The 13,096-nt window shown below is 45.0% G+C and carries 10 protein-coding genes; 4 read left to right on the forward strand and 6 right to left on the reverse strand.

Translation table 11 applies throughout. The features are described from left to right. Positions 1 to 3: 3 nt before the first annotated feature. From IM792_RS12515 to IM792_RS12530, 4 genes are all read right to left on the reverse strand, one after another. The gene (locus tag IM792_RS12515) at positions 4 to 2,250 is read right to left on the reverse strand and encodes a Tex family protein (RefSeq protein ID WP_194102212.1); all 2,247 of its coding nucleotides are present in this window, start codon (positions 2,248 to 2,250) and stop codon (positions 4 to 6) included. A 77-nt stretch (positions 2,251 to 2,327) separates the two neighbouring features. Next, a complete protein-coding gene (locus IM792_RS12520) occupies positions 2,328 to 4,583 on the reverse strand; it encodes a S41 family peptidase (RefSeq protein ID WP_194102213.1) in 2,256 nt (751 codons plus the stop codon). Positions 4,584 to 4,687: 104 nt separating this feature from the next. Next, positions 4,688 to 5,212: a protease gene (locus tag IM792_RS12525; RefSeq protein WP_194102214.1), complete on the reverse strand. Its 525-nt coding sequence runs from the start codon at positions 5,210 to 5,212 to the stop codon at positions 4,688 to 4,690. 236 nt (positions 5,213 to 5,448) lie between these two features. Continuing rightward, positions 5,449 to 7,902 carry a TonB-dependent receptor gene (locus IM792_RS12530; protein ID WP_194102215.1) on the reverse strand — a complete coding sequence of 818 codons (2,454 nt, stop codon included), beginning with the start codon at positions 7,900 to 7,902 and terminating at the stop codon, positions 5,449 to 5,451. 118 nt (positions 7,903 to 8,020) lie between these two features. On the opposite strand from IM792_RS12530, the gene IM792_RS12535 reads away from it, so the two are divergent. Continuing rightward, complete coding sequence (locus tag IM792_RS12535) at positions 8,021 to 8,671, forward strand: metal-dependent transcriptional regulator (RefSeq protein WP_194102216.1); 651 nt, start codon at positions 8,021 to 8,023, stop codon at positions 8,669 to 8,671. A 4-nt stretch (positions 8,672 to 8,675) separates the two neighbouring features. Here IM792_RS12535 and IM792_RS12540 read toward each other — a convergent pair whose 3' ends face one another. Both IM792_RS12540 and IM792_RS12545 read right to left on the reverse strand, forming a co-directional pair. Then, a complete protein-coding gene (locus IM792_RS12540) occupies positions 8,676 to 8,885 on the reverse strand; it encodes a hypothetical protein (protein ID WP_194102217.1) in 210 nt (69 codons plus the stop codon). 89 nt (positions 8,886 to 8,974) lie between these two features. Then, entirely contained in the window at positions 8,975 to 9,541 is a 567-nt protein-coding gene (locus tag IM792_RS12545) for a porin family protein (RefSeq protein WP_194102218.1), read from the reverse strand. A gap of 714 nt (positions 9,542 to 10,255) precedes the next feature. Between IM792_RS12545 and IM792_RS12550 the strand changes: the two genes are divergently transcribed. The 3 genes from IM792_RS12550 to IM792_RS12560 all read left to right on the forward strand — a co-directional run bounded on the left by IM792_RS12550 (position 10,256) and on the right by IM792_RS12560 (position 13,007). Next, positions 10,256 to 10,471 carry a hypothetical protein gene (locus tag IM792_RS12550; protein ID WP_194102219.1) on the forward strand — a complete coding sequence of 72 codons (216 nt, stop codon included), beginning with the start codon at positions 10,256 to 10,258 and terminating at the stop codon, positions 10,469 to 10,471. Positions 10,472 to 10,548: 77 nt separating this feature from the next. After that, the gene (locus IM792_RS12555; RefSeq protein WP_347343810.1) at positions 10,549 to 12,291 is read left to right on the forward strand and encodes a S41 family peptidase; all 1,743 of its coding nucleotides are present in this window, start codon (positions 10,549 to 10,551) and stop codon (positions 12,289 to 12,291) included. A gap of 191 nt (positions 12,292 to 12,482) precedes the next feature. Further along, positions 12,483 to 13,007, forward strand: coding sequence for a hypothetical protein (locus tag IM792_RS12560; protein ID WP_194102220.1), 525 nt, complete (start codon positions 12,483 to 12,485; stop codon positions 13,005 to 13,007). Positions 13,008 to 13,096 lie beyond the last annotated feature (89 nt).

Here is a 13,096-nt window from a genome sequence, read left to right on the forward strand (position 1 = left end):
TTTTTACTTGAACTTACTTTTTAAAGCAGCAAGCTTTGCAGCCATATCCGTTTCCGGGTGTGGCTTATTTTTTGGGTTTGATTGATTCCTGTTATTATTATCGTTACGGCGTGGGGCGGCTTTTTCATCCTCTTTCATAGAGAGTGATATGCGCTTGCGGTTAACATCCACCTCGGTAACACGCACCTCAACCTTTTGATGCACCTTAAGCACCTCATTAGGGTCTTTAATAAAACGATTGGTAATCTGGCTCAGGTGCACCAAGCCATCCTGATGCACGCCAATATCAACAAAAGCGCCAAAGGCGGTAATGTTGGTTACGATGCCGGGCAATTTCATGCCTATCTTCAGATCACCAATAGCGTTAACACCATCGGTAAAGCTGAAGGCCTCGAACTTTTCGCGTGGGTCGCGGCCCGGTTTGGCCAGCTCGGCCATAATATCGTTCAGGGTCGGCAAGCCTACCGTGTCCGACACATATTTTTGCAGGCTGATGCTTTTGCGCAGCTTGTCATCAGTCATTAATTCCTTAACAGAGCAGTTATTATCCTTCGCCATTTGCTCCACCAGGGCATAACGCTCGGGGTGTACGGCACTGGCATCAAGCGGGTTCACGGCATCGCGTATGCGTAAAAAGCCAGCCGCCTGCTCAAAGGCCTTATCGCCCAGGCGGGCAACCTTACGCAGTTCGTCGCGGCGCTTAAAGGCGCCATTCTGATCGCGATAGGTAACAATATTTTGCGCCAGTTGCGGACCAAGGCCTGATATATAGGCCAGTATTTGTTTCGATGCCGTATTAAGCTCCACCCCTACCGCGTTCACACAACTGATCACGGTATCATCCAGTGAAGTTTGTAGTTTGTTCTGATCAACATCATGCTGATATTGGCCTACCCCTATTGATTTCGGGTCGATCTTCACCAGCTCGGCCAGCGGGTCCATCAGCCTGCGGCCGATTGAAACCGCGCCACGCACGGTAACATCCTTATCCGGGAATTCCTCACGCGCCACCTCGGATGCCGAATAGATAGACGCGCCGCTTTCATTCACCATTACAATTGTAACGCCCGGCAAATTCAATCCACGCACAAAAACTTCAGTTTCGCGCCCGGCGGTGCCGTTGCCTATGGCAATGGCTTGTATTTTATATTGATCGGCTAAGTATTTAACCGTTTTTTCGGACTCCTTAACGTTGCCGGCACCGGTGTGCGGATATATGGTGGCGTTCTCCAGCAGCTTGCCCTGTTCATCCAAACAAACCACCTTACAACCCGTACGGAAACCCGGATCAATAGCCATAACACGTTTTTGCCCCAGCGGAGCGCTCAACAACAATTGGCGCGCGTTCTCGGCAAACACTCGGATAGCCTCATCATCAGCCTGCTTTTTGGTGAACAGGCGTATCTCGGTTTCCATAGATGGCTTTAGCAAACGCTTATAACTATCCAGCAAAGCCAGCTGCACCTGTTGCGATGCCGGGTTGTTCCCTTTTATAAATGCCTTTTCAAGCAAATTGGTAGCTTCATCATCCTCCGGTTTGATATCCAGCCAAAGTATCTCCTCCTTTTCGCCACGACGCATGGCGAGCACACGGTGTGATGGTGCCGTTTTTACGGCTTCGCTCCAGTCAAAATAATCTTTGTACTTAATGCCATCCTGTTCCTTACCATCAACCACGCGACTATGTATAGTACCTTTTTGGATAAACAACTCGCGCATTTTGGTGCGGGTATCGGCATGCTCGCTAATGTATTCGGCAATAATATCGCGGGCACCAGCAAGGGCTTCGTTAATATCGGCAACACCTTTTTCGGTATCGATATATTTTTCGGCTTCGGCATCCACATCAAACCTGTTTTGTTCAAGCAGGGCATCGGCCAGTGGTTGTAAGCCCTTTTCGCGGGCGGTGGTAGCACGGGTTTTGCGCTTAGGGCGATATGGCAGGTAGATATCCTCTAACAATACCATCGTTTCAGCCTCGTTGATCTTGGCCTCCAGCTCAGGCGTTAACTTACCCATATCAACCAGGGATTTCAGGATAGCCTCACGACGCTTATCCAGATCGCGCAGTTGTTGCAAGCGGTCGCGCACGGCGGCTACCTGCACCTCATCCAAACTGCCCGTCAGCTCCTTACGATAGCGCGATATAAAGGGCACGGTAGCGCCCTCATCTAACAGGTTGGCGGTAGCGCTTACCTGTTTTTCGGCAACAGCTAATTCGGCGGCAATTTTTTTGAAATGGGTAACCATAAGCATCTTTTTTTCGGACTGCGAAGTTGGGTTTCTTTGATGAAAATTCAAAGCAAAATCCAGCCTTTATTAAAAGCTTAATGCTGATCGTTCAATATGGCTACAGCCTTTTCAAGCAATTCGTCGCGCCCCTCGCGTATACCTTTAATGGTTGGCTTAACCGGTACATCTATCTTAACACCCACACGCTGGGTTTCGGTACCATCAGGATAGTAAACACCTATGCCCGATATGGTTGAACCTAAAGCCCCCGGCAGCGGGAAGTTTGATATATTACCATCGGCACCCGCTGTTCGGCTACCAATTACGGTTACATTGGGCGAGCTTTGAAAGGCGATGGTGGTATACTCTGCCTGGCTTTGCGCATCCTGATTAACTATAACCACTACTTTGCCCTTATAACTATCGGCAGCTAAAGCCCCATTCTCTATGGCTGGCTTATAAGTAAATAAGCCGGGGTATGATGCAGATGTGGTGCTGAACTTTACAAACGGCGAAGGCATGCCTTTTATAAAATTACCGAACGTAAACGGCATAAATGCTGATGGATAGCAGCGCATATCAACTATAATGCCCTTGCTGTTTTTAAATAGCTGTTTAATTGTAAACAGATCCTCGTTTTTATACTTGGCAGGATAAACATAGCCTATACCATCTTTCCGCAAGTAATAACCCTCTTTGCCATAGTTATTATCAATAATTCCGTTGTAGGATTGCCGGTAATCCATCCCCTCAATGTTTACCGATCTGACAGCCCCTGTACCCTGTACCTCAAATTCAAACACTTTATTGGGCGACCGTAGTAAGTATTCGCGCGGCATATCGCGTAGCATAGATTCATCGTTTGATGCTATTGAAAGCGGGCGATACTTTTCGATCAATTCGGCAACACTAACGCCGTTTATTTTGGTGATCACATCACCTACCTTAAAGTTCTGCTTAACATTAAGGGTATCCTTATAATAACCGGTAACTAACAATTTACCCTCAATAAACTTTGCCTGAAACGGCGGACTATTGGTACCCTTGTATCTTTCTAACTCGCCGCGCTCGTTTGCGAAAAAGGCATGCCCCTCGTGAATACTCGAACTTAGTTTTAATACGGCGAGGGCATAATCGGTACTATTACCCGCTTGCGCGAAAATGGCTATATTCCTATCCAGCGCGTTAACCCAGTTCTCGCCTATAAGGTGCCGGTTAGGGAAAAAGTATTTAATGATGTTCCAGTAACGGTAGAGCGACAACATGCGATAGCCTGCATCAACCACCGGTAACTGGGCATAAGTATTCTCTGCAATAAAAATGGGGTTGCCTACACCTTGTGCAAAACTTATATAAATATTGGGACCCGTATTTCTGTTAGCCAGTATATATTTTAGTTTGGCCGTGAGCGATGGTTTGAAAACCTTATTAGTAAATAATGCACCATAATCGGGCTTTAGCTTGATGTTGCTTATTTTTTCGATGGGTGTGCAATCATTACAAACGGGTGGAACGCCCAGTTTATCCATCCACTTTTCAAAAGCGGCCGAAGCTTCGGCATCATTCTTGGCGGCGATAACGGCAGGCATCACCCTGAATAATTCGGCATCCCAATTATAATCGCCTTTAGCTACAGCGGGGTGATGATACTTTAAAAAGCCCCATAATTGCCCCAACAGCGAAAGGTATTTTGTGTTAACAGGTGTTACTGAGATGGCATTTATTTTAGAGCCATACTTAAATACAGTATCTCTTTCGGCTACGGAGAGCTTGCGCTGAAATAGTTTTGCCTGCTCAACGGGCTTATCGTCAATATACAATTTCAAATCATCAACCCAGGCTTGCCCCTCACCTACCATTATACCACCACCTGTAATGTTAGTGGCCTCCTCTTTATTGTAAGGTACTTTGATAGAACATTTTATCCAGTCCTGATCGCCGGTAATGCCGTGCTCGTTCATGTTATCTAATTCGAGCACTTTAGTCCGGCCATCTATACGCAGCCATAAACCGGCGTAGCCATTTTTAACTGCCTTGGTTTTTACATAACCTTCCAGGCGTACGGTATCGCCATCAAATATCTTGGGAATTCTGAACGTGACAGCGCCAAAACTCATAGCCGATTTGCCTTTTGTTAAACTAACCGAGTATTTGCCGCTGTGCGCAACGGTACTATCCAGCCTGATCAAATACCAGCTACCTTCGCCGGAATTAAAATTGATCCAGTTAACAGGTTTGCCTTTTTGCAGCTGCTCAAAGCCTCCATTAAAAGGGGACTCCGTTTGGGCATTGCACGAGATAATTAAACAAGAAAAAAACAGACAAAATAATAAAGCAGGTTTTTTCATCATGATACAGTAAGGTTTGATGTAAGGCCAACGCACTCGTATACAGCGCAATGGCATTTAACCTATAATCGTGAAAAAACCTGCTTTATTGCGTTATACGCTAATATTTATTTTATATACACAAAGCTCACACTATTCGCAACGGCAAGGCCGCTTACGCTTTGGCTATTGTATACCACGGTGTACTTACCTGGTTTTTCAATAGCATAAGCCTTTCGTAAATCAACAGTGGTTGTGGTGCTGTCGCCCGGGGCTACCTTGATATAGCTATCGGCAGGTGGGGGCATCATGCGTTTGGCCATGGCACCGCGGTAATTTACTTCCTGCCCGTCATCGCCCTTAATATCAACATACTTGCTTAAAGGCGGCTCGAACGGGGTATGCCATTTCAGGAATTGCGAGGCAGTATCGGCAGGATTATAGACAGTAAATTTCATATTCACCGGCTGGCCAACCTTTATGGTATCGGCTATTTGCATGGTGGCATATATGGTTTTGGGCATATTTTGTTGCGAGGCTGTGGTATCGGCAGCATTAGCGGTTGAATCAACATTGCCCGAGCTGTTATTGCTCACACTGCATGAAGCCAAAGCCAATACCGTGGCAGATAAAAGAAGTTTGTAGTTTTTCATGGAACAAAAATGCTAATTATATTAAATTCTAAAATCGAAATACTAAACTCTAATGGGTAAATTCTAATAGATAAATTCTAAAATCTAATATCTAAATTCTAAACTTTGACAGGCGATGCAGAGAAAGGTTAATTCCTTTAAATAATATTTCACCAATAACTAATCTCTAATTACTAACCACCAACCTCTAACTACTAATATCCAACCTCACCATTCACTACTAACCACTCACTACCTCAAAAATGCCATATCGCTTTCAAGCTCAAGTTGCGGCCCATGTTGTATATGCCGAGCCGGCCGTTGGGTGATGATTGATAGTACTCGAAATACTTTAAGCGGTTAAGGTTGGATTGATACACCTTATCGAACACATTATCGGCTTGCAAAAACAGTTCGAGGTATTTTTTATCAGATGTGGTTTTGATGGTGGTACCCGCGCTCAGGTTAATGAGTGTGTAGCCGGGGGTGTAGGTTTCGGTATTATCGAGGGCGTAAAATTTATCCTGTGCCGAATAGATATCAGCCTCAACTCCCGCGTAAATTTTGGAGAACGCCCCATATTCACCATCCAACTTAAAGCGCAACTGCGAGCGCACATGCAACGGCGGGATAAAAGGCAGATACTTTGCCGCGCCGTTCGATTGCTCTATCAGCGCATCGTTCTTATTAATACCGCGCACATAGGCCAAACTGTTATTAAAGTTAAGCCATTTTAACCCCTCGGGATGCAGGTTGAGGGTGAACTCGGCACCATACAACCTTGCCTTTGATTGCTGATATTGGTAGGTGCTGTTACCCTCCACTATCACTACCGGGTTGCCGTTAGCATCAGTAAGGCGGGCCTGGTATATGTAATTATCGATATTGTTATTGAACAACTCGGCCATAATATCCATGTGGCGCAGGTAGGCAATAAAACCCACATCCTGCTGTAAACTGAACTCCGGCTTAAAAGTGCGGTTGCCCAGGTAAACAATGTGCGCACCCGGATCAAGCCCGTTCGAGCCGATCTCTGTAATATTGGGCGCACGATACCCGCGTGCCACGTTGGCTTTAATTAACAATCGTTCGGTTATGTTATAAGTTAAACCCAAGCTGCCCGATATACCGGTATAATTTTTATCAAACTCCGGGAATTGCAGTTCAGCATCAGGTGTACCTGCCTGCACCTGTTTGCCGAAGCCGGTACGCGCATCGGTGCCTACATAAAAATCATTCCAGCGAATGTGGCGGTTATCATACCTCAATCCACCCGAAACATCAACCTTGCCCCAGCTTTTTTTGGCGAAGATGTAGGTACCGATATCAAACAAGTTATAATCAGGTATCGGGAAATCGGTAGCGTTTTTATTCCGATTGGTTTGGTAAAAACCGTTAGCGCCAATGGTGCTTTCTATCCCGGCAAATACAGGCAGGTTGTAGCGGGCTTCATAGTTGAGGGTGTTAAGTACAATATCCAACGCGGCTTGTTTAAGCGCTGTGGGGTGCGTGTACTCCTGCCTTATGTTTTGCTGTATACCAACCAGCGCGTTGATGCTCCCCTCGCCTACCTTAAACTGGCTTTGCGAGTACACCCTGTAATGTTTTATGCTTTGATGCAAGGGCGCTATGGCGTAGGTACGCAACTCACCATCACTAACCAGCGGACGGTTCTTGATATCATCGTTCTCTGCTACCTGTTTGGTAAACCTGCGGGTAAGCGAATCACGACTACCGTCGGGTATTTCCTGCAAATTATGGTACACCGTGGCGGCTATTTGTGTGTAACCCCATTTTTTATCGGTACGGGCAATGCCGGTAAAATTCAGTTCGCGAAAGCCGCTGTTATAAACATGGCCGTCGGTTTGGTTACGGTAATCGTGCGCCATTTTGTAGGTGCCGCGCAGGTTATACTTCCAATCGTTTTCGCTGTAATTTAAGCCTAACGATGTAGCGGCCATACCGTTGTTGATATGATACTCGGTAGTAACATCACCCCTGAAACCTGTGCTATCGGACTGAATATAAGGTATCATATTGATCACACCCGCCAGCGCATCAGATCCATAAGTTAAACTCGCCGGACCTTTTACCACCTCTACCCGGCCTAAACCGTAAGCGTCAATCTCGATACCGTGCTCATCGCCCCATTGCTGGCCTTCCTGGCGTATACCATCGTACAGGGTAAGCACACGGTTATAGCCCAGTCCGCGGATGAACGGCTTGGATATATTAGGCCCTGTAGTAACCGCGTTAACACCCGGCACGCCTTTTACAATACTTTCAATAATATTGGTGCTCACCTGCCGCTCGAGCGTAGTTTTTGACAGCACCGCCACGGGCACCGGGTTTTTACGCAACTGCGTGGCGCGCGATACACCGGTAACCACCACTTCGTTCAGTTTAGTATCAAGCGGTTTAAGGTTTATGTTGATGGTTTGCTGCTGCCCACCGATGATATTTACTCTAACACTCTTACCCTCAAATGTTAAGCTCGAAAAGTTGATGCTGCGGCTGCCTGTCGGGATGCCTTTCAGCTCAAAATAACCAGTGGCATCGGCACGGGTGCCTAATTTGGTACCGCTAACAGTTACCGAGGCATAGGGTAAGCCTGTGGTATCGGCAGTTACACGGCCTTTTATTTCTCCCGTTTGCGCCTTAACTATAACAGGCACAGCAATCAGCATAAAAAACAATAAAGCGTATCTCATAGATTAATTTTGCACAAACATAAATATTAAATTCAATAAACAATATAAATAAAATTAGACAAGACTAATTTTATTTATTTAAACTAATAACTATGTTTGTGTACTTGTTGTTTGAGGGATGTATACACTATCAGAAGAAAATTATTTAAAGGCCATTTACCGCCTGGCATTGGGCGAGGGTAAGATAACCCCCACTGCTATAGCCGAATCGCTGGGTAACAATCCGGCATCGGTAGTGGATATGATACGCAAGCTGAGCGAAAAGCAACTGATAGAATACGATAAGAAGAAAGGCGTAGAACTTACCCCGCAGGGTTTAAAGGATGCCGTGCTGATAGTGCGTCGTCACCGTTTGTGGGAAGTGTTCCTGCTCGAAAAACTGGGCTATCATTGGGATGAGATACATGACATTGCCGAAGAACTGGAGCATATAAACGACGAAACCCTGGCCGACCGCTTAGAGAAATTCCTGGGCTTCCCTGAATATGATCCGCATGGCGACCCTATACCCAAGGCTAATGGCAAAATGGCCAAGCCTTACTCAGTAACCCTTGCCGCCATGAAAACCGGCAGCACCTGCCAAGTAGCCGCCGTGCGCGATACCAGCAGCGCCTTTTTGCAATACCTGCTAAAGCTTAACATTGGCATAGGCACGCAGATACAACTGGTTGAGAAAATAACTTTTGATAACTCCCTGGTGATAAGCATTAACGGCAAGGAACATACCACCGTATCGCAAAAGTTCGGGGATAATATTTTGGTGGAGTAAATATTTAAGATGATCGTTGTTTGTTAATTTGGGACACCTTTATCCATAATATTATTAAAGCAGCAATAGTTACTGCTAAGGCAATTGCCGCCACTACTATCTTCCAGGTCTTATGATCCTGAACACCGCTTATAATATTGGTAATATTAAGTACGATCATACTTAAAAATGTCATTACAGGGATGGTCAGCTTTTTCGATAATGAACTTTGCATGTAGCAATATATAATATTTACCTCAGCATAAAAACAAAAGCCGTGACGGATATCGCCACGGCTCTTGTTATGAACAGACAATTTGTTATTTAAAAGAATTTATAGCCAACGCTTAATGCCCATAGGCTTTGGCGTTGATCAAAACTGTCGCTTACTTTGGTAAGACCACCTTCGTAACGCAGATCGACAGTTATATTGCCGATATCAACACCGCCACCTGCCTGAAAACCTAGCGCACTGCTCTTGTAATTTCTGAAGGCATCGCCTACATTTTGACCAAAGCTACGGCTGTCGCTTAAAATGGCGCTATAAACCGGACCAGCAGCAAGGTGCAAATTCAAACTTTCTTGTCCGAAACTTTTACCTATAAGCACCGGTACATTAAGCGTGGTAAAGCGTACTTTACCGCTGTAGGTGTTATCGTCGCTTTCAAACTTACCACCACTACTACCTAAGTATAGCTCGGGCTGTAAAAACCAATCGGAACCGAAGCGTGCGAAACCACCCACCTGGTAACCTGTGATACTTGACTCTTTCAGATCATTGGTATTGATTTTTGAGAATGTAACACCTGCCTTCGCGCCCACACTCACCTGCGCTTTAGCACCGATGACACCAGCCACCAGCAAGGCAATTGATAATAGATACTTTTTCATTTTTGTTAATATTTGGTTCAACATCGTTTTAAATGTTGGATATTTAACAAAAGTTTAATCGGTTTGTGTTAAATTTAACAAACATCAGGTTGGGGTAGCTTATTAAACTCCTCCTATATCCTCCCCGAGGGGGGGACTGAAATCCCTTCATCATATTGACTTTCTTGTCATTTCGAACGAGGTACGAGGAGAAATCTCTCGCTTTACTATAAACGTGTACAGATTTCTCGCTATCGCTCGAAATGACAAGTGGATTAAAAAAATCAAAAGCACAAACCACTAATAACCAATCCTACCGGCATCAGAAATGCTCGGAGTAGCACAAGCCCTGCCAACGCATAAACTTTCACCGGGCAGGGCGTAGCCGGCGACTTTTGTTTCTTTTGGTCGCTCAAAAGAAATTGAGGACAGGTAATGAAGATGTTATAAAGGTGCTTTAACGAACGGATTGTGCTCTGATCATTGTTAGTCTGCTCTTGGGCGCAGAGCCCAGTTACTTTGTCTTAGACACAAAGTAACCAAAAGTCAAGGCAGAAAAAACCTTCCGCCCACAAGGCCATACTCCCTGGCCCGGTTTTCTGCCAGGCCGACGCTCGTTTATTTTTAAAGTTTTTATAAAAGTCCTCCCCCTCGGGGAGGATTTAGGAGGGGTATCCCAACACGCTATTCCATAAATTACATTTTTTTATATTTTTGCATAAACTCATTATAACCATGGCCGAAATAAGCATTAGCGATCAGGACTGGAACCGCGTTAAGATCAAATTGCAACGCAAATACAACCATCTTACTGATGCGCAACTACAATATACTCAAGGGCAAGAAGATAGCCTGATAACCCGCATTATGGATCTGGTTAACCGCGACCGTAATTATGTGGTGTTCACCCTCAAAAAAGCACTGGTGAATATTGATAACAACCGCTTGTAAAATTTCAAGGCCCTCCGCTAAAACCGGGGGGCTTTTTTGTACATTTATATTTTTAGTGAACAGACGAATATCGCCCAGTGAAGATCAAGAAATATAAAGTACAGTTTTTAGTAAGCGGCATTATTGCCGCTGCCGCCCTAACGTTCGGTTTTAAGGATGACCTTTTCCAGATATCAAAAAACCTTGATGTTTTTGCCTCGCTGTACAAGGAGGTAAATATTAATTATGTTGATGATATCAACTCGGCCAAGATGGTAAAAACCGGGGTTGACGCCATGCTTAACGGACTTGATCCTTATACCGAATTTGTGCCCGAATCAGAGATTGAGGATTACAAGCTACACTACATCAGCACGCAATATGGTGGCATTGGCGCATCCATATTTACGCGGGATGAAAAGGTTTATATCTCCGATGTATTCACCGGTTTCCCGGCGCAAAAGAATGATGTGCGCGCAGGCGATCAGATATTGAAGATAAACGACATTACCCTTAACGGAAAGAACAACGAGGAGGTTAGTCAGCTGTTGAAAGGCCCTAAAGGCGCGCCCATCAAAATTGTATTGAAACGCAATGGTGAGGCTAATCCGATAGAGAAAACTTTGCTGCGCGATGAGATCAAACAACCTAACGTAAGCTATTATGGTATGGTTGATGGCAATATGGGCTACATCAAGCTTGATAAATTCCTGGAACGATCTGCCGAGGAAGTGAACACCGCGCTTATGGCCGTTAAAAAGAACAATCCGGCAGGTATTATACTCGACCTGCGATCAAACGGCGGCGGCATTTTGCAGGAAGCCGTTAAAATAGTAAACCTGTTTGTACCAAAGGATGTAAAGGTGGTATCGCAAATGGGCAAGATAAAGGAGAAAAACTATGTATACTCCACCCAAAGTGCCCCGCTTGAGCCTAACCTGCCGCTGGTAGTTTTGGTGAATAACCGTTCGGCATCAGCATCAGAGATCGTCGCCGGTACCTTGCAGGATCTGGATCGTGCCGTGGTGATCGGTCAGCGAAGCTTTGGTAAGGGTTTGGTGCAGCAATCATTCAGCTTGCCCTATAATAGCCTGGTTAAAATAACCGTGGCCAAATACTATACCGCATCGGGCCGTTGCGTGCAGGAGCTGGATTACGCTCACCGCAAAAACGATGGCAGTGTGGTTAAGGTGGCCGATTCATCCATCCATGAATTCAAGACCAAAAACGGTCGTTCGGTTTATGATGGCAGCGGTGTATCGCCCGATATCGATATAAAAAAGGATAAATATGCCCGCATTACCCAAACCCTGGTAGGCAAGCTGCTGATATTTGATTATGCTACGCAATACAAAAACACCCATCCTAAAATTGCCGATGCACGTTCGTTCGCGCTGACCGATGCGGAGTATGATGATTTTGTAAAATACCTTTCGGGCAAGGATTATAAATACACCACCGTTACTGAAACCCTGCTGAACAGCCTGAAAACACAGGCCACTAACGAAAAGCAGTTCAGCGAGATACAGGGCGAGTACGAATCATTACGCAATAAGCTGTTAGCCAGCAAGGGCAACGATCTGAAACAGCATAAACAGGAAATAAAGGAATTGCTGGAAAACGAAATATCGGCCCGTTATTATTACGAAAAAGGCCGTTACGAAACTCATTTTAAATACGATAAGGAACTGGCCGAAGCCATAAAAACCATGCAGGACAAAACCCTGCTTACCACCATATTAAGCGGCCAGGGCAAATATAAAACCATAGGCAAACCACAGTTAGCCGCGATGGCCGTTAAAAAGGATGCTACCGCGGATGATGATGACACTGAGGATTAAGCGCCTCAATACACTATGAGTTAATAATTTTAATCATAAAAAATCATTCATCTATATAAATTACTTGTTACAAATTATTTTTTATACATTGATTATCAATTGATTAAAAACACTTAAATTACTAAACGAATGCGTGTTTAAACTTTTTACAGGCTATCGCTGTCATACCTACATAACAACGATATAACACCATGAAAAAGCTCATAATAACAACCGCAATAGCCTTAAGCTTTTTAACCATACAAAAAGCCGACGCGCAAATAAGCCTTAATATAAACATAGGCAGCCAGCCTGCATGGGGCCCTACCGGGTACGATTATGTGAACTATTACTACATGCCCGATATTGATGCCTACTATGATGTACCGGCTCACCGATATGTATATTTAGAGAATAACGTTTGGGTACACCGCACTTACCTGCCTACCCGCTACCGTAACTATAACCTGTACAATGGCTACAAAGTTGTAATTAACGACCGCGACCCATGGCGCAACCATACCGTGATACATAACAAATATGTAACTTACAGAGGTCGCCCAAGTACAACCGTTATTCGCGATAGCCGCGATGTTAAGTACACCAAATACCGTACTAACCGCGCAACCGTTACCCGTGTAAAGGTTAAGGATCATGGGCCTAAAAAGGTGTACACTAAGGTAAAAGTAAAAGACGATCGCGGTCGTGGTAATGGCAGAGGCCATGACAGGCACTAAGCGAAAATTGAATAGTGATAATAGTTTCTGTATAAAAAGCGAAGCGGCTACCCTTTTGGGGCAGCCGCTTCGCTTTTTATGGTATTGGG

Origin of the sequence: Mucilaginibacter sp. JRF (assembly GCF_015223065.1) — a bacterium.
GTDB lineage: Bacteria > Bacteroidota > Bacteroidia > Sphingobacteriales > Sphingobacteriaceae > Mucilaginibacter.